General features: G+C 61.4%; 12 protein-coding genes. 8 read left to right on the forward strand and 4 right to left on the reverse strand.

Annotated elements, in window-relative coordinates:
• The first annotated feature begins 8 nt into the window (after window positions 1–8).
• From AC3IX4_RS01200 to trhA, 5 genes are read left to right on the forward strand one after another with little or no spacing between them, the layout of a single operon-like run.
• The gene (locus tag AC3IX4_RS01200; RefSeq protein ID WP_489258875.1) at window positions 9–590 is read left to right on the forward strand and encodes a chemotaxis protein CheW; all 582 of its coding nucleotides are present in this window, start codon (window positions 9–11) and stop codon (window positions 588–590) included.
• Window positions 587–2,629: a methyl-accepting chemotaxis protein gene (locus AC3IX4_RS01205; RefSeq protein WP_489258876.1), complete on the forward strand. Its 2,043-nt coding sequence runs from the start codon at window positions 587–589 to the stop codon at window positions 2,627–2,629. Before AC3IX4_RS01200 ends, AC3IX4_RS01205 begins: the two co-directional genes overlap by 4 nt.
• 40 nt (window positions 2,630–2,669) lie before the next feature.
• Entirely contained in the window at window positions 2,670–8,102 is a 5,433-nt protein-coding gene (locus tag AC3IX4_RS01210) for a hybrid sensor histidine kinase/response regulator (RefSeq protein WP_489258877.1), read from the forward strand.
• Complete coding sequence (locus AC3IX4_RS01215) at window positions 8,095–8,568, forward strand: chemotaxis protein CheW (protein ID WP_489258878.1); 474 nt, start codon at window positions 8,095–8,097, stop codon at window positions 8,566–8,568. The genes AC3IX4_RS01210 and AC3IX4_RS01215 overlap by 8 nt, the downstream gene beginning before the upstream one ends.
• Before the next feature lie 12 nt (window positions 8,569–8,580).
• Window positions 8,581–9,198 (forward strand): PAQR family membrane homeostasis protein TrhA, encoded by a 618-nt coding sequence (gene trhA / locus AC3IX4_RS01220; protein WP_489258879.1) that lies wholly within the window; start codon window positions 8,581–8,583, stop codon window positions 9,196–9,198.
• On the opposite strand, the gene AC3IX4_RS01225 is transcribed toward trhA, so the two are convergent.
• Both AC3IX4_RS01225 and AC3IX4_RS01230 read right to left on the reverse strand, forming a co-directional pair.
• Entirely contained in the window at window positions 9,195–9,914 is a 720-nt protein-coding gene (locus tag AC3IX4_RS01225; protein ID WP_489258880.1) for a 16S rRNA (uracil(1498)-N(3))-methyltransferase, read from the reverse strand. The two genes, trhA and AC3IX4_RS01225, sit on opposite strands and share 4 nt — an antisense overlap.
• 171 nt (window positions 9,915–10,085) lie before the next feature.
• Window positions 10,086–11,492, reverse strand: a complete 1,407-nt coding sequence (locus AC3IX4_RS01230) for an adenosylmethionine--8-amino-7-oxononanoate transaminase (RefSeq protein WP_489258881.1) — start codon at window positions 11,490–11,492, stop codon at window positions 10,086–10,088.
• 200 nt (window positions 11,493–11,692) lie between these two features.
• On the opposite strand from AC3IX4_RS01230, the gene AC3IX4_RS01235 reads away from it, so the two are divergent.
• From AC3IX4_RS01235 to AC3IX4_RS01245, 3 genes are all read left to right on the forward strand, one after another.
• Complete coding sequence (locus AC3IX4_RS01235) at window positions 11,693–13,423, forward strand: FAD-dependent oxidoreductase (RefSeq protein ID WP_489258882.1); 1,731 nt, start codon at window positions 11,693–11,695, stop codon at window positions 13,421–13,423.
• A gap of 622 nt (window positions 13,424–14,045) precedes the next feature.
• Complete coding sequence (locus tag AC3IX4_RS01240) at window positions 14,046–14,597, forward strand: cytochrome b (RefSeq protein WP_489258883.1); 552 nt, start codon at window positions 14,046–14,048, stop codon at window positions 14,595–14,597.
• A gap of 32 nt (window positions 14,598–14,629) precedes the next feature.
• Window positions 14,630–15,205 (forward strand): YceI family protein, encoded by a 576-nt coding sequence (locus tag AC3IX4_RS01245; RefSeq protein ID WP_489258884.1) that lies wholly within the window; start codon window positions 14,630–14,632, stop codon window positions 15,203–15,205.
• Window positions 15,206–15,265: 60 nt separating this feature from the next.
• Here AC3IX4_RS01245 and rhlE2 read toward each other — a convergent pair whose 3' ends face one another.
• Window positions 15,266–17,113 (reverse strand): RNA helicase RhlE2, encoded by a 1,848-nt coding sequence (gene rhlE2, locus AC3IX4_RS01250; protein ID WP_489258885.1) that lies wholly within the window; start codon window positions 17,111–17,113, stop codon window positions 15,266–15,268.
• A gap of 220 nt (window positions 17,114–17,333) precedes the next feature.
• On the reverse strand, window positions 17,334–18,164 hold the full coding sequence (locus AC3IX4_RS01255; protein ID WP_489258886.1) for a substrate-binding periplasmic protein: 831 nt from the start codon (window positions 18,162–18,164) through the stop codon (window positions 17,334–17,336).
• Between the last annotated feature and the right edge of the window lie 38 nt (window positions 18,165–18,202).

Here is an 18,202-nt window from a genome sequence, read left to right on the forward strand (position 1 = left end):
GATTATTTATGGAGGCGTCGCAAACCGCATTCGAGTTGCTGCTGGAAATCGACCGCCGCTGTCGGCTTCTGGCGGCCGACCTTCCCTCCCAGGAAAGCCGTCTGCAAAACTGGAGCGGCATCGGTTTTCGCATCGCCGAGCATTGGTACGTGGCGCCGATGGGTGAAATAGCCGAAGTTCTGCACGAACCCCGCTTGAGCACCATCCCAGGCGTCAAACCCTGGGTCATGGGGGTGTCCAGCTTGCGCGGTCGTCTGTTGCCGATTATCGACCTTTGTGCATTTTTCGGCCGTGAGTTGTCGGGCCTGCGCCGTCAGCGTCGCGTGTTGGTGGTGGACCACCAGGAAATTTTTGCAGGCCTGATGGTCGATGAAGTGCAAGGCTTGCAGCACTTTGCCCTCGGCAGCCTGGAGCTGGCGTTGCCGGCCGAGGTACCCGGCGCTGTCGCGCCGTTCGTGCAGGGGCACTTTCAGCGCGAGCAGGTCTGGAGTGTATTCAGCCCCTTTGCCCTGGCCCAGGCGGGAGCATTTCTTGATGTGGCGCGCCAGCAGGAAGGGCGCGGGCCATTGGTGACGGGAAGCGTCCAATGAAACAGCTAATGACCTCGTTGCTCGGCACACGCAGCAGCGCGCAAATCGCGGGGCTGTTTATCGCCCTGATCACCTCGATCATTCTGTTGTTCGCCAACTTCGCCTACCTCAGTACCCAATCCAATTACGACAAGCAGTACATCGGCCATGCCGGTGAGCTGCGCGTCTTGTCCCAGCGCATCGCCAAGAACGCCACCGAGGCCGCGGCCGGCAAGGCGCAGGCGTTCAAGCTGTTGACCGATGCGCGCAATGACTTCGAGCGCCGTTGGGGTTACCTGAAAAAAGGGGACGAGAGCACCGGCTTGCCACCTGCGCCGCCTGCGGTCGACGATGAAATGGCGGCCGTGCAGCGCGATTGGGAAGACCTGCGCAAGAACGCCGATGCGATTCTGGCCAGCGAGCAAACAGTGCTTTCATTGCATCAGGTGGCGGCGACGCTGGCCGAGACCGTGCCGCAGTTGCAGGTCGAATACGAAAAGGTGGTCGAGATTCTGTTGCAGCGCGGGGCACCGGCCAGCCAGGTCGCTGTGGCCCAGCGCCAGTCATTGTTGGCGGAGCGGATTCTGGGTTCGGTCAACACGGTGTTGTCCGGGGACGAAACCTCTGGGCAAGCGGCCGATGTGTTTGGCCGCGACGCCAACCGGTTTGGCCAGGTCCTCGACGGCATGCTGGGCGGCAACCCATCGATCCATATCACTCAGGTCCAGGACCAGGACGCCCGCGCCCGGTTGGCGGAAATTGCCGAACTGTTCCAGTTTGTCTCAGGCTCCGTGGACGAAATTCTCGAGACCTCGCCAGAGTTGTTCCAGGTACGGTCCGCGGCCGGCAATATTTTCAACCAGTCGCAGACGTTGCTCGATGAAGCCTCGCACTTGGCCAATGGTTTCGAGCACCTGGCCAGTGGTCGCTGGTTGGATAACGTCGGCGGTTACGTGCTGGGGTTCGTTGCCCTGGCCTCGATCATCCTGATTGGCCTGGTGATGGTGCGTGAAACCCATCGCCAACTGCGTGAAACCGCCGAAAAGAACGAGCGCAACCAGCACGCGATCATGCGCTTGCTGGATGAAATTGAAGACCTGGCCGACGGCGACCTGACGGTCAATGCGTCTGTCACTGAAGACTTCACCGGCACCATCGCTGACTCGATCAATTATTCAGTCGATCAACTGCGCGATCTGGTCGGCACCATCAACGTCAGTGCCGAAGCCGTGGCCACGGCGGTGCAAGACACCCAGGCCACCGCCAGGCAATTGGAGCGCGCCTCCGAGCACCAGGCCCAGCAGATCAGCGAGGCCTCGGTGGCAATCAGCGACATGGCCATGTCCATCGACCAGGTCTCTGCCAACGCCTACACCTCGGCCAAGGTGGCCGAGCGTTCGGTGGCGATTGCCAACAAGGGCAATGAAGTGGTGCACAACACCATTCATGGCATGGACAATATTCGCGAACAAATCCAGGACACCGCCAAGCGCATCAAGCGCCTGGGTGAGTCGTCCCAGGAAATCGGCGATATCGTCAGCCTGATCGACGATATTGCCGAGCAGACCAACATCCTGGCCCTCAATGCCGCCATTCAAGCGTCCATGGCCGGTGAAGCCGGACGCGGCTTTGCCGTGGTTGCCGATGAAGTCCAACGCTTGGCCGAGCGCTCGTCGTCGGCGACACGGCAGATCGAAACCCTGGTGCGGGCCATTCAATCCGACACCAATGCGGCCGTCATTTCCATGGAGCAGACCACCGCCGAAGTGGTGCGCGGTGCACGCTTGGCGCAGGATGCCGGTGTAGCGCTGGAAGAAATCGAAGGCGTGTCGCAGAACCTGGCCGAACTGATCCAGATCATCTCCGACGCCGCACAGCAACAAACCTCATCGGCCGGGCAGATCTCTCATACCATGACAGTGATCCAGCAGATCACGTCGCAAACCTCGTCCGGCTCGACGGCCACGGCCGAAAGCATTGGCAACCTGGCGCGAATGGCCAGCGACATGCGTCGTTCGGTATCAGGTTTTACCTTGCCACCTTCGCAGGAGCCGCGCTGAGTCGCCGCCCCTGAACCGGGTCAGCCCTACTGGAGTCGTTATGGCCGATCGGCACGATTATGTGGCCTTGGCATGGGTCAAAGGCGAAATCGCCGACACCCTGGCACAGGTCCGACAGGACCTCCAATCCCTTCCGGCCCCCGCCTTCGAGGCGTGCCTGGAAGGCTTGCACCAGGTCCATGGCAGCTTGCAGATGGTTGAGTTCTACGGCGCTGCACTGCTGGCCGAAGAAATGGAACAACTGGCCCTGGCCCTGCAACAGTCACGGGTCAGTGAGCCGGTCGAGGCGCTCAGGTGGCTGTTGGCGTCGGTGGAACAACTGCCGTTGTACCTGGACCGGGTGCATGTGGCCCGTCGCGATCTGCCATTGATCGTTTTGCCGCTGCTCAATGAGCTGCGCAGCGCCCGTGGCGAGCGTCTGCTGAGCGAAACCAGCCTGTTCGACCCGCCTGTGCACTTGCCAGCAGCACTGGATGCCAATGCCCTGGCGGCGCTGGACCTGGCTGACTACACCAGCCAGCTGCGCGGTTTGCGCCAGACGCTGCAGGCCGCCATGGCAGGCCTGCTGCGAGAACAAGACGAGCCCACCAACCTTATTCATCTGGCCAAAGTCTTCGAGCGCCTGGAACAACTGTCGCACAACGCGCCGCTCGCCCCGCTGTGGCAAGTGGCGGGTGCGCTGGTCGAAGGCATGGGCACCGGGATCATCGCCAACAGCCCGGCCTTGCGCAGCCTGTTCAAGGAAGCCGACAAAGAGCTCAAGCGTCTGGTGGAGCAGGGTGTTGTCGGCGTCAATCAGCCGGCACCCAATGGTTTGCTGAAAAGCCTGTTGTTTTATATCGCCAAGGCCGAAGGCTCCTCGCCCAGGATGCAAGCGATGCGTGAGCGCTACGAACTGGGCGATGTGATCAGCGAGCGCAGCCTGGCCGAGCAGGAGCGCAATCGCCTGGTCGGGTCTGACCGGGATGCCCTGCGTTCGGTACTGACGGCGGTGTGTGATGAGTTGGTGCGGGTCAAGGAGCGGTTGGACGTGTTCGTTCATGGCGACCGTTCCCGCGTTGATGAGCTTGGCCAGTTGCTGCCTCCCTTGCGGCGCATTGCCGATACTTTGGCGGTGCTCGGTTTCGGCCAGCCACGCAAGGTCATCAATAACCAGCAGACGCTGGTGCAAAGCCTGGCACAGGGTCAGCGCATACCGAGCGACGCGGTGTTGATGGACATCGCCGGGGCGCTGCTGTATGTCGAGTCGAGCCTGGCCGGCATGGCCGGGCCGCCGGAGCCGGCAAGCCTGAACCCCCATTTTGGTGCCCCGACAGACTTGAGCCAGATCCACCAACTGGTGATCAAGGAGGCCCGCTTCGGTCTGCAACAGGTCAAGGACTATATCCTCGACTGTATCGATGCCGGCTGGGATGCCCAGCGCCTGCGGCCACTGCCAGAGTTGTTGACGCAGATTCGCGGTGCTCTGGCGATGATTCCCCTGGAGCGCGCGGCGGGCCTGTTGCAAGCGTGCAATGAGTGCATTCAGGCACAGTTGCTGCCCGCTCAGGTACGACCGGCCTGGGAACAGCTCGATCACCTGGCCGAAGCCTTGACAGCTGTCGATTATTTTCTCGAGCGGCTCAACAAGGACCCGCAATCGCCTGGCGAGCGCTTTCTCGACCGGGCGGCCATGAGCCTGACGGCGCTGGGCTACCCTTGCGGCATTCAGGATGTACCGGTGCTCGATGATGTGCTCAGTGCCACCGAGCTGTCAGTGCTGCAGGACAGGCAGGTGCTGGACGATCCCGAGGTGGTTCATGCGCTGGCCCGGGTACTGGCCGAGCCTGAGCCCGCGTTCGACAGCGATGCCGCGGGTGAGGCCATCGAGTCGCAGTTGCTGGATATCTTTCGCAGCGAAGCACTGACTCACCTGGCCAGCGTCGACCATTTTCTGGAGCGTGCCGAGCAGCAATTGCCGCTGGCGGTCAGCGATGAACTGCAGCGTGCCTTGCATACCCTCAAGGGCAGCGCGTCCATGGCCGGGGTCATGCCGATGGCCCAGCTTGCGACCGCACTCGACCGGCTGGCCCGGGAATTCAAAGCCCATCAGTTGGAATTCGACCTGGATGAAATTTACCTGCTGCAGGCGGGCGAAACGCTCCTGCGTCGCGGCCTGCAACAGTTGGCCGAACATCCCCTGGCGCCGATCAGTGGTGCGGGGGCGCTGATCGCGCAGGTTGACCAGGTCGTATCGGCGCGACTGGACGCTTCTCTGAACGCTGCCAATAGCCGACGAACCCAGCGTGACTCGCAACTGATCGCCACCTTCATGGCCCAAGGCATGGACATTCTGCTCGATGCCGAATCACTGCTGCAGCGCTGGCAACAACACCCGGCCGAGCGCCATGAGTTGTCGGCATTACTGGATGAGCTGACACGCCTGGGCGAGGGTGCGCAGTTGGCGGACCTGGAGCAAATCGATGACCTGTGCGAAGCCTTGCTCGACCTGTATGGCGCCGTTGAGGAAAGCAGCCTGGCGGTTAGCGAGCGTTTCTTCAGCACGGTGACAAACGCCCACGAAGCCTTGATCGACATGCTTGATCAGTTGGCCGCAGGCCAGCAGATCGATGCGCGCCCGGATCAGATTCAAGCCTTGCGTGATTTGCTCGACGAAGGGCTGGACCCTGCGGCGACCGGTTTGATTCGCCGTGAGGCCGACCAGTCGTTGAGCATTCGCGAGCTGTCGACGGCCACCGCCCAGAAGGGTGAACTTGACGAGGAATTGGCCAGCCTGTTTGTGGACGAGGCCAGTGACATTCTCGACAGCGCAGCAGAAACACTTGAGCGCTGGCTGCAGGAGCCGGACAACGGTGGCCCGCTGTCATCGCTGCAGCGAGACGTGCATACCCTCAAGGGCGGTGCGCGGCTGGCCCGGCTCACCCCGCTCGGTGATCTGGCTCATGAGCTGGAGCACGTGTACGAAGGCTTGCTCGACCGCCGCTATAGCTTCTCACCGGAGCTTGCGCTATTGCTGCGTAAAAGCCATGAGCGACTGGCGCAGATGCTCGACCAATTGCGCAATCGCCAGCGCCTCAGTGAGCCCCAAGGCCTGATTGAAGCGATCCAGGCGTTTCGCCAAGGCAGTGGCGCGGCACCTTCCGCGCCTGCTCCATTACCGCTTCAAGAGACCGAAAGCGACAACGAGCTGTTGGATATCTTCCTTGAAGAAGGTTTAGACATCGTGGAAAGCTCAGGCGCGGCCCTGGCCCGATGGCAAGCTGAGCCGCGCAATATCCTTGAAGTGGAAAACCTGCTGCGTGACCTGCATACCCTCAAGGGAGGGGCGCGCATGGTCCAGATTGCCGCCATTGGCGACTTGGCCCATGAGCTTGAGTTTCTCTACGAAAACCTCTCTGCAGGCTTGCTGCAACCCGGCCCGCCTTTATTCAGCCTGCTGCAGAACTGCCACGATCGGCTGGCGCATATGCTCGACGCGGTGCGCTTGCGCCAGCCGGTCAAACCCGCCACGGCCTTGATCGACAGTATTCGCGGCTTCAACCAGCCTGTGCACGGCCAGAGTGAGCAGGCACCGCGCACAGAACCTGCGCCTGAGGCGCAAGGCAACGCACAGACCCCGGAGCGGGCACCGGCCGATCAGGTCAAGGTGGCTGCCGAATTGCTCGATGACCTGGGCAATCTGGCGGGCGAGACTTCGATCCTGCGCGGGCGCATCGAGCAACAGGTCAATGATGCGCAGATCGCCCTGAACGAAATGGAAACCACCATCGAGCGCATGCGCGATCAATTGCGCCGGCTCGATACCGAAACCCAGGGGCGGATTCTCAGCCGTCAGCAGGTCGACGGCGAGCGCGCCGGCTACGAAGAGTTCGACCCGCTGGAAATGGACCGTCACTCGCAATTACAGCAACTGTCGCGGGCCTTGTTCGAGTCGGCTTCGGACTTGCTGGACCTCAAGGAAACCCTGTCCGCCCGCAACCACGAAGCCCAGTCGCTGCTGCAGCAGCAGGCGCGGGTCAATACCGACCTGCAAGAAGGCTTGATGCGTACGCGCATGGTGCCCTTCGAACGCCTGGTGCCCCGTTTGCAGCGCGTGGTGCGACAGGTGGCGAGCGAGCTCGATAAACAGGTGGAGTTCGTGGTTGGCAACGCTGAGGGCGAGATGGACCGCAGCGTGCTCGAACGCATGGTGGCGCCGCTTGAGCATATGTTGCGTAACGCGGTCGACCATGGCCTGGAGCCGCGCGAGGTGCGCCTGGCGGCGGGCAAGCCGGCCGAGGGGCGTATTACCCTGAATCTGCTGCATGAAGGCAGCGAGATCATTATCGAGCTGGCCGACGACGGCGCCGGTGTGCCGCTGGAGGCGGTGCGCAAGAAGGCGATCAAGCGCGGGCTGCTGGACCCGGCCCGAGACCTGAGCGACCACGAGGTGATGCAGTTCATCCTTGAACCCGGGTTTTCCACGGCGCAGAAAATCACCCAGATTTCCGGGCGCGGCCTGGGCATGGACGTGGTTCATGAAGAGGTCAAGCAACTGGGCGGCGAGATGGTCATCGACTCGCGGGCCGGGCAGGGGGCGCGTTTCCTGATTCGCCTGCCCTTTACGGTCTCGGTCAATCGGGCCCTGATGGTGCAGGGTGGCGACGAGCAATACGCGATCCCGATCAACAGCATCGAAGGCATCGTGCGCGTCTTGCCCAACGAGCTGGAAGCCTTTTACCAGCTGGACCCGCCCACCTATCACTACGCCGGCCAACGTTACGATTTGCTGTACCTGGGCGAGCTGCTACAGACCAGTCTCCAGCCCAAGCTGCGGGGCCAAAGCCTGCCGCTGCCGGTGATGTTGATGCATTCCCACGACCAGCGCTTTGCCGTGCAGGTCGATGCGGTGGCAGGCTCGCGGGAAATCGTGGTCAAGAGCCTGGGGCCGCAGTTTGCCTCCGTACCGGGGCTCTCCGGTGCAACCATTCTGGGGGACGGGCGTGTGGTGTTGATTCTGGACCTGCATGCGCAACTGCGCCTGCTCCAGGCACGCCGGCCCCTGCCGCTGAAGGCCCAGCCCTTGCCCGCGGTCGGCCGCGTGGCGCCGCAGCAAGGCCGGCCGCTGCTGGTGATGGTCGTGGACGACTCGGTGACGGTGCGCAAAGTGACCGGGCGACTGCTCGAACGCAACGGCATGACCGTACTCACGGCCAAGGACGGCGTCGATGCCATGGCGTTGTTGCAGGAGCATCTGCCGGACATTGTCCTGCTCGACATCGAAATGCCGCGCATGGATGGTTTTGAAGTGGCCACCCGAATACGTCAGGACCCGCGTTTGAAACATTTGCCGATCATCATGATCACATCACGCGCAGGGCAAAAACACCGGGATCGGGCCATGGCCATCGGTGTCAACGACTACCTGGGCAAGCCGTATCAGGAGTCGGTCTTGCTGGAGAGCATTGCACAATGGAGCAAGACTCATGCTTGAGCATACCCCCCGTGCAGCGCCTGGACGGCGCAACAGCCTGACCGGCCTATTGTTGCCATTGGGTGACCGCAGCCTGTTACTGCCCAATGTGGCGGTGGCTGAACTGATCGGCTTTCAGTCAGGTGTGGCTGCTGAAGGTGAGCCGGCTTGGAGCCTGGGGCGCATCAGCTGGCGCAACCTGAGCATCCCCCTGGTCAGTTTCGAGGCGGCCAGTGGCGGTTCGACCCATATTGGCGAGCGGGCGCGGATCGTGGTGCTCAATGCCCTGGGTGAAAGTGGCATCGGTTTTATCGCCTTGCTGGTCCAGGGCATTCCGCGCTCCTGCAAAATCGACAACCAGCTCAACTACGTCGATGTGCCACTGGGACCGCTGGAATTGGCAGCCGTCCAAGTGGGCGAGCAGGTGCCGCGCGTGCCGGACCTGATCGCACTGGAGCAGTTGCTGCTGGACGAGCAACTGATTTGAGGACGTGAGGGCATGTATCACGGGGAACGTTTCAACGCCTGGACGCACTTGGTCGGTGCCGTTCTGGCCTGTATCGGGGCTATCTGGTTGCTGGTCGTCGCCAGCCTTCAGGGCGATCCGTGGAAAATCGTCAGCATGGCGATCTATGGGCTGACCCTGCTGACCCTCTACAGTGTTTCAACCGTCTACCACAGCGTCCGGGGGCGGGCGAAAACGGTCATGCGCAAGGTTGATCACCTGTCGATCTACCTGCTGATCGCTGGCAGCTACACACCGTTTTGTCTGGTGACCCTGCGCGGGCCCTGGGGCTGGAGCTTGTTTGGCGTGGTTTGGGGGCTGGCGGTGATCGGTATGTTGCAGGAAATCAAACCGCGCTCGGAAGCGCGGATCTTGTCGATCATCATCTATGCGGTGATGGGCTGGATCGTGCTGGTGGCGGTCAAGCCCTTGCTGGCAGCGTTGGGCCAGGCGGGGTTCACCTGGCTGGCCGCCGGTGGTGTGTTCTACACCGTCGGCATCATCTTCTTTGCGTATGACAGCCGCTTTCGCCACTGGCACGGCATCTGGCATCTGTTTGTGATTGCCGGCAGCCTGCTGCACTTTGTGGCGATCTGCGCCTACGTGCTTTAGATGTCGCCCCACAGTTGTTGCGCGACGGCCAGCGCCACCACCGGTGCGGTTTCGGTGCGCAGTACCCGTGGGCCGAGGCGAGCAGGGTGGAAGCCTGCGTGGTTGGCCTGCTGGACTTCAGCGTCCGACAAGCCGCCTTCGGGGCCGATCAGGAACGCAAGGCTTGTCGGTGCTGCGTGGCTGATCAGGGGTTCGGCCACGGGGTGCAGGACCAGCTTCAGTTCGCTATCGCAGGCTTTAAGCCATTCTTCCAGCAGTTGAGGCGGATGAATCACCGGTATTTGCGAGCGACCGCATTGCTCGCAGGCGCTGATTGCCACCTGCCGCCAGTGGGCCAGGCGCTTGTCGGCGCGTTCATCCTTTAGCCGCACTTCACAGCGCTCGCTGACGATCGGGGTGATCTCGTTGGCGCCCAGCTCCGTGGCTTTCTGGATGGCCCAGTCCATGCGCTCGCCGCGAGACAGGCCCTGGCCCAGGTGAACGTGCAGGCGCGACGGCATCTGGCCTTCGAACTGTTCGTCGAGTTGCACGCGCACGCGCTTTTTACCGACCTCCAGCAGTTGGCCGAGAAACTCCTGGCCGCTGCCGTCGAATAGCTGGACTTTATCGCCTTCAGCCATACGCAATACTCGGCCGATGTAATGGGCCTGGGCCTCGGGCAGTTCGTGGTCGCCCAGGCTCAGGGGCGCATCAATGAAAAAGCGGGACAGTCTCATGGGTTGACTCAAGGAAAATAGAAATGTGTAGCCGCTGCCGTTAGGCTGCGATCGACCGCGACGCGGGCGCAGGATCTTGAAATCCAAAACGGCGCCCCTGACGGGCCGCATCGCAGCCTAACGGCAGCGGCTACAGGGCAGCGCTACATTGTCAGATATTCAGCGAAGCTTTTAGCCTGGGTCGCGAAAATCAGGGTGGAAATCAGCCTGGACCTGCACCGTCGGCCCACTGCGGGTGGCCAGGTCAATGCCTTCGCTGGCGACTTCAGCCAGAAAATCAATTTGCTCGGGCGTGATCACATAGGGCGGCAGGAAGTACACCACACTGCCCAATGGCCGCAGCAGCGCACCGCGGGTCAGCGCATGCTCGAACACCTTCAGGCCACGGCGCTCTTGCCACGGGTAGGCCGCCTTGCTGGCTTTGTCCTTGACCATCTCGATGGCCAGCACCATGCCGGTCTGGCGCACTTCCGATACGTGCGGGTGATCGACCAGGTGTGCGGTGGCACTGGCCATGCGCGCCGCCAGGGCCTTGTTGTTCTCGATGACGTTGTCTTGCTCGAAGATGTCCAGGGTGGCCAGGGCCGCCGCGCACGCCAGCGGGTTGCCGGTGTAGCTGTGCGAATGCAGGAAGGCGCGCAGGGTCGGATAGTCATCGTAGAACGCGCTATAGACGTCATCGGTCGTCAGGCAAGCCGCCAACGGCAGATAGCCACCGGTCAGCGCCTTGGACAGGCAGAGGAAGTCTGGTCGGATGCCGGCCTGTTCACAGGCGAACATCGTACCGGTACGACCAAAGCCGACGGCGATTTCATCGTGGATCAGGTGCACGCCGTAGCGATCACAGGCTTCGCGCAGCAACTTGAGGTACACCGGGTGATACATGCGCATGCCGCCCGCGCCCTGGATCAGCGGCTCGACGATGACGGCCGCGAGGGTCGCGTGGTGTTCGGCCAGGGTTTGTTCCATATGCGCGAACATATTGCGCGAGTGCTCTTCCCAGCCCATGCCTTCCGGGCGCAGGTAGCAATCCGGGCTTGGCACTTTGATCGTGTCGAGTAGCAGCGCCTTGTACGTTTCGGTAAACAGCGGCACATCGCCAACCGACATCGCTGCAATGGTTTCGCCGTGATAACTGTTGGTCAGGGTGACGAAGCGCTTTTTGGCGGGCTGGCCGCGATTGAGCCAGTAGTGGAAGCTCATTTTCAGCGCCACTTCGATGCAGGACGAACCGTTATCGGCGTAGAAGCAGCGGTTCAGGCCCTCGGGTGTCATCTTTACCAGGCGCTCGGACAACTCGATCACCGGCTGGTGGCTGAAACCTGCCAGGATCACATGCTCCAGTTGGTCCACCTGATCCTTGATGCGCTGGTTGATGCGTGGGTTGGCGTGGCCGAACACGTTCACCCACCAGGAGCTGACGGCGTCCAGGTAACGCTTGCCTTCGAAGTCTTCCAGCCAGATGCCCTCGCCGCGCTTGATCGGGATCAGCGGCAGTTGTTCGTGGTCTTTCATCTGGGTGCAGGGGTGCCACAGGACGGCGAGGTCGCGTTGCATCCACTGTTGATTGAGGCCCATATTCTTTCTCCTGACGCCAATGCGTGCGAGGTGCGCGGAAAACAATCGGGCAAGCCTATGCAATGAGCCGCCAGCGGACAACCCATCTTTTAAATCGCAGCCCGTTTACTGGCAGGCCCTGCAGGCGTGGCGTATCCTTCTTGGCAGTCCCTGCTGTGGGACGTTTTCCTTATTTCTGCCTTTGAACCGGAGTTCGCTGAATGTCTGCTGGATGGCTGCGCGCGTCTGCGCTGGTAATGATAGGACTGTTCAGCGTGTCGGCGCTGGCCAAGGACAAGCCACCGACGGCGATCGTCGTCGGTGGTGGCCTGGCTGGCCTGACGGCTGCCTATGAACTGCAGAACAAGGGCTGGCAGGTCACTCTGCTTGAAGCCAAGCCTGGGATGGGCGGGCGCTCTGGCCTGGCCACCAGCGAGTGGATCGGCAACAGCAAGACGCAGCCGGTGCTCAACCGCTACCTGGACACCTTCAAGCTGACCACCTTGCCGGCGCCGGAGTTTGTGCGCACGCACAGTTACCTGATCGATGGCGAGCATTTCACCGTGGCCGATCTGGCAGCCAAGCAGCCCGCTACCAGCGATGCGATCAAACGCTACGAGAAAACCCTGGACAACCTGGCGGCCTCGATTGACGACCCGCTCAACCCGGCTTCCAACAGCACCTTGTTCGCCCTCGACCAGATCAACGTCTCGAGCTGGCTGGACAAGCTGCAATTGCCGCCGACGGCTCGCCAGCTGATCAACCAGCAGATTCGTACCCGTTACGATGAGCCCTCGCGCCTGTCGCTGCTTTATTTCGCCCAGCAAAACCGTGTTTACCGTGGCGTTGACGACCGCGACCTGCGCGCCGCTCGCCTGCCCGGTGGCAGCCCGGTGCTGGCCCAGGCCTTCGTCAAGCAATTGAAGACCATCAAGACCAGTTCGCCGGTCTCGAGCATCACCCAGGACAAGGACGGCGTGACCGTCAAGGTTGGCACCGTGGGTTATCAGGCCGACTATGTGGTGCTGGCGGTGCCGTTGCGCGCGCTGGGCCGTATCCAGATGACGCCGGCCCTCGATGCCCAGCACATGGGCGCCATCAAGGGCACCAACTACGGCTGGCGCGACCAGTTGATGCTGAAATTCAAGACCCCGGTCTGGGAAAGCCGCGCGCGGATGTCTGGCGAGGTCTACAGCAACGCAGGCCTGGGCATGCTCTGGATCGAACCTGTACTCAAGGGTGGCGCAAACGTTGTGATCAACCTGTCCGGTGACAACGCCCGTCTGTTGCAAGCCTTTGGCGACAAGCAGATGGTCGACCAGGTGCTGATTCGCTTGCATGCCTTCTACCCACAAGCCCGTGGTTCTTTCACCGGTTATGAAATTCGCCGCTACAGCACCGACACCGGTACCGGAGGATCGTACCTGGCGTATGGTCCAGGCCAGATCAGCAAGTTCTGGCGCCTGTGGGAGCGCCCGATCCAGCGCGTGACGTTTGCCGGTGAGCACACCGACGCCCTGTACCCTGGCACCCTGGAAGGTGCGCTGCGCAGTGGTCAGCGCGCTGCCAGCCAAGTCCAGGACCTGGCGGCCGGCAAGTCGTTCGACGTGGCCAAGGCAGCGGCTCCGGTTGCCGCGGCGGCAGCAGTGGGTGCGGCGGCGGTTGCGGCCAAAGACAGCAAGCCTGGCTTCTTCTCGCGCCTGTTTGGTGGCGGTGATGACGCCAAGCCTGTGGTCAAGGCCGAAGCGCCGATTGTGGCGCCTGTGACGCCAACGGCTGCTCAAGTTGCGCCAACTCCGGCCCCAGTTGTTGCACCGGCTCCTGCTCCCGCTCCTGCCAAGGTACAAGCCAAGCCTGCGCCTGTGAAAAAAGCGCCGGCCAAGACGCAACCAGTCAAGAAGCCGGTAGCCAAGGCAGAACCTGTGAAGAAGAAGGCTACGACCGCTCAATAAAACTACAGCGGTTTGCCTGATACACCGCGGTGTGGCCATCGCAGCATAGGTATCTACACAATTCTGGGGCAGCGCGGCTCTTGTAGCCGCTGCCGAGGTACGAGGCTGCGATCGGCGGCGAAGCCGTCGTAAATTCAGGCCCTTCGGTGTGCCTGATGGATTACGGTCTCAGGTTTTACGGCCGCTTCGCTGCCGATCGCAGCCTCGTACCTCGTCAGCGGCTACATTCGTAGCAGTAGACGAGTTCAGCGAGGCCAGGTCCGGGGACGTAGTCCTCGCAAAGCCTGTACTCGCGGTGTATCTGAATACTGAAGTGCCAGGTTTTACGACTGCTGCGCAGCCGGACGTGGCCTCGTTCTACTCGTCCACTGCTACGAAATGCAGTACGCCAAAAGATGTGTAGATACCTATGGCCATCGCAGCCAAGGCTGGCTCCTACACAGGTCTGTAGGAGCCAGGCTTGCCTGCGATGAACGCGCCGCGGTCTCTCGTTAATGTTTCCTTAACGACTGAGTTTGAGACTACTGTTCGTATTTCTCGATATTTCAAAGCGAAATTTTCCGCTTTATTTCGATAAGTAAAAAGTTAGTCTTGAACACAGCTCTCACAGGGAACGACGCTCATGCAACTGCGCAACTCTACCGCTCGCTACGGCTTGGTCAGTATCGTCCTGCACTGGGGAATAGCGCTTGTGGTGTTCGGTCTGTTCGGGCTCGGCTTGTGGATGGTCGGGCTCGACTACTACAGTTCGTGGCGCCAAACCGCGCCTGATTTGCACAAGGGCATCGGCCTGATCCTGCTGGCGGTCATGGTCTTGCGTTTGATCTGGCGTTTTGTCAGCCCACCCCCGCCGTCTCTTCCCAACCACGGTCCATTGACGCGCCTGGCTGCCAAAATTGGCCATGCGTTGCTCTATGTCGGGCTGTTCGCCGTGATGATCGCGGGCTACCTGATCTCGACCGCCGATGGCGATCCCATTCCGGTCTTCGGGCTGGTGGATGTCCCTGCCCTGATCAGCAACCTGCCGAATCAAGCCGATGTAGCGGGCGACATTCATCTGTATCTGGCGTGGGGCCTTGTGGTCTTTGCCGTGCTGCATGGCCTGGCGGCGCTGAAACACCACTTTATCGACCATGACGCGACCCTGACGCGAATGCTGGGCCGCAAAGCTTGATGTTCAACCTCAACTCTCAAGGAATACAAAGCATGTTGAAAAAGACTCTGGCCGCTCTGGCGCTCGGAACGGCGTTGCTGTCGGCTGGCCAAGCCATGGCTGCTGACTACACGATCGACAAAGAGAATCATCACGCATTCTTCAACTTCAACGTCGACCACCTGGGCTTCAGCTTCATCAAGGGTACCTTTGCTGATTTCGACGGTACATTCAGCTTTGATGCCAAGAAACCTGAGGCCAGCAAGGTTGAGGTGACAATCCAGATTGCCAGCTTGACCACCCAGCACGCCGAACGCGACAAGCACCTCAAGGGCGATAAATTCCTTGAAGCTGGCAAATTCCCTACCGCCAAGTTCGTTTCGACTTCGGTCAAATCCACCGGCGAAAAAACAGCTGACGTGAGCGGCAACCTGACCCTGCACGGCGTCACCAAGCCAATCGTGGTCAAGGCGATCTTCAACGGTGAAGGCAAGGATCCATGGGGCGGCCACCGTGCCGGTTTCAACGGCACCTCGACCATCAACCTGAACGACTTCGGTATCAAGTCCCCGAGCCCTTCGCAAGAGTTGGAGCTGGATATCTCGTTCGAAGGCGTCCAGAACAAGTAAGCGATACGCACCAACAAAAACGCCGCCCCGAAGGGCGGCGTTTTTGTGTGCCATGAAAAATCAGCGATTGCGGGTCAGCAAGGCTGGTTTTTCACCGCGTGGGCGGCTTGGCAGTTGATCCAGCTGCTCGGGCGTCGGGAACCGATCGACTTTCGATTCCTTGTGCACGATCTTTGGCTGCTTCTGCCCATCACGGGGGCTGGCAACCGCTGGCTCCTGACGCGGCTGGTCATCACGCGCCGGACGACGGTTACGAGCAGCACCGCCACCGCCGCCTTCGCGACGAGGCTTGCCGCCATCGCTGGCGCCGCTGCGCTTGGCACCTTCGCCACCGCCGGAGCCTTCCTTGCGCGGGCCGCGACCTTGCGGCGGGCGAGCACTTGGGGCTGCAGCGCCGCCAGCCGGGGCTGGAGCGCCAGGGCGACGGTTGCGGTTACCCTGGCCAGCTTTGTTCTGGTACGGGCTCACGTAGTCAGCGCGGTTGCCAAAGTTGTCGACTTCGTCGTCCAGAAACGCTTCTGGGTCACGGTTTTGCGGTGTGGCGTTGGGGCTGGCTTGTGCGGTGCGGGCTGGACGAGGCTTTTTTTCTCGACCCTGGCGCTCCGGGCGAGCGGCAGCGGCTGGTTTCTCCTTGCCTTTGTCTTTCCCTTTGTCCTTGCGACCGCCAGCATTGGCTGCGGCGCCATCACCCCGAGGGGTACGGCTGTTACGTGGATTGGCCGGGCGCTCACGCACCTCTGGCTTTTCTGCCTCGACAGCCGAGGCGTCGAAGCCCATCCAGTCACCTTCCTGGATTTTCTGCCGGGTTACACGCTCGATGCTCTTGAGCAGTTTCTCTTCGTCCGGGGCCACCAGCGAGATCGCCTCGCCACTGCGACCGGCACGGCCAGTACGGCCAATGCGGTGTACATAGTCTTCTTCGACGTTAGGCAGCTCGAAGTTGACCACATGAGGCAATTGGTCGATGTCCAGGCCACGGGCAGCAATGTCGGTGGCAACCATGATGCGCACGTTGTTGGCCTTGAAGTCGGCCAACGCTTTGGTGCGCGCGTTCTGGCTCTTGTTGCCGTGAATGGCGGCGGCGGTCAGGCCGTGCTTTTCAAGGTACTCGGCCAGGCGGTTGGCGCCGTGCTTGGTGCGGGTGAACACCAGCACCTGCTCCCAGGCACCTTGCGTGATCAAGTGCGCCAGCAGGGCACGCTTGTGGCTGGCTTGCAGGTGATAGACGCGCTGCTCGATCCGCTCGACCGTGGTGTTCGGCGGAGTGACTTCGATACGCTCTGGGTTGTGCAGCAGCTTGTCGGCAAGGTCCGTGATGTCTTTGGAGAAGGTCGCCGAAAACAGCAGGTTTTGACGCTTGCTTGGCAGGCGCGCGAGAACTTTTTTCACGTCGTGAATAAAGCCCATGTCGAGCATGCGGTCGGCTTCGTCCAGTACCAGGATCTCGACGTGGGACAGATCGACGCTACCCTGGCCGGCCAGGTCCAGCAAACGACCTGGGCAGGCGACCAGCACATCGACGCCACGCGACATGGCCTGCACCTGAGGGTTCATGCCGACACCGCCAAAAATGCAGGCACTGACGAAGTTCAGGTCGCGGGCATAGACCTTGAAGCTGTCATGGACCTGGGCTGCCAGTTCGCGAGTGGGGGTCAGGACCAGTACGCGTGGTTGGCGCGGGCCGTGACGCTGGGATTTGTCCGGATGGCCGTTGGGGAACAGACGCTCCAGGATCGGCAGGGCGAAACCGCCTGTTTTGCCGGTACCTGTCTGAGCCGCGACCATCAAGTCGCGACCTTGCAACACGGCGGGAATCGCCCGCTGTTGCACTGGAGTGGGCTGGGTGTAGCCCGCTGCCTCGATAGCGCGGACTAGAGCCTCGGAAAGACCGAGGGAAGCAAAGGACATGGGAAATCCTGTTCTAGTTAGGGCTTTGCCCGATGGGATGATCGTGCCTGGCGCGACGAACGCATGGGTATGCTGTCGCGTCCGGTCCAGCCGGGTCTTCAATGCGCAACCGAGGCGACTGAAAGGGCTAAGGCCATCGTTTCAGTGGGTCGGGATGCCTTTTGCAAGACCGGGCGTCCGGGCGTAAGCCTGGCGGGAAGGCTGGAGTATAACAGAGCAATCAGCGCGCGCTGCTTTCCCGCTGCTCAACGGTTTGACCGGATTTATCGGCCTGAGGGGCCAGAGCAGGGCCTTGGGATTCTGGCAGGCCAGCGTCGCCACCAAAGTAACGGGCATTGAGCGTGGCATAGGCCGGCTCGCGCTTGAAGCGCTTGAGCTCGGCGGCAAAGCGCTGGGCCAGCAGGTCCATGCCCACATTGCGGCGCACGGCCAGGTATTGTTTTTCCCGGCTCATGACGATTGGCAGCTCGCTGACCTGCCCTTCAAGCCCCAGTGACTTGATGGCCAGCCGGCCTACGCGGCGGTCGGTGATCAGCAAATCGATTCTGCCGCGCTCCAGTTTGCCGAAGTTGGCTTCTTGGGTGGGCGCAGGTTCGCGCTTGAAGGTCGTGGCCTCGCGAAATGCCTGGCTGTAGGTGTAGCCCGCTGAAGTGCCGACGGTCAGCCCGCGCAGGTCGTCAATGCTGTCGATGCGGTGCGGGCGCCGGTTGGACTGGAACAAGGCGAATTCCACTTCCGAGAGCGGTTCGCTGGGGTAGTAGAGCTGCTCTTCACGTTGATCGGTGCGAAAAATATCCAGTACCCCGTCTGCCTGGCCGGTTTCGAGCATGGCCAGGCAACGTCGCCAGGGCAGGAACTGCCATTCGACTTCGATTCCCAAGCGCTTGAATACCAGAGCGGTCACTTCGTAATCGATACCCTTGGGCTGGCCGTCTTCAAGGTAGACATAAGGCGCCCAGGGCTCGGTAACAATGCGCAGCTTTTCGGCCTGGGCGGCAGCGCTCAGGCACACGAAGAGCAACGTTGTCAGAAAACTTAAAAGAACAGACATGCGCCTGAGAGTACGCCGAGCCGCAAGTAAAAAACCAG

It is taken from the genome of Pseudomonas sp. KH_021 (genome assembly GCF_057838865.1).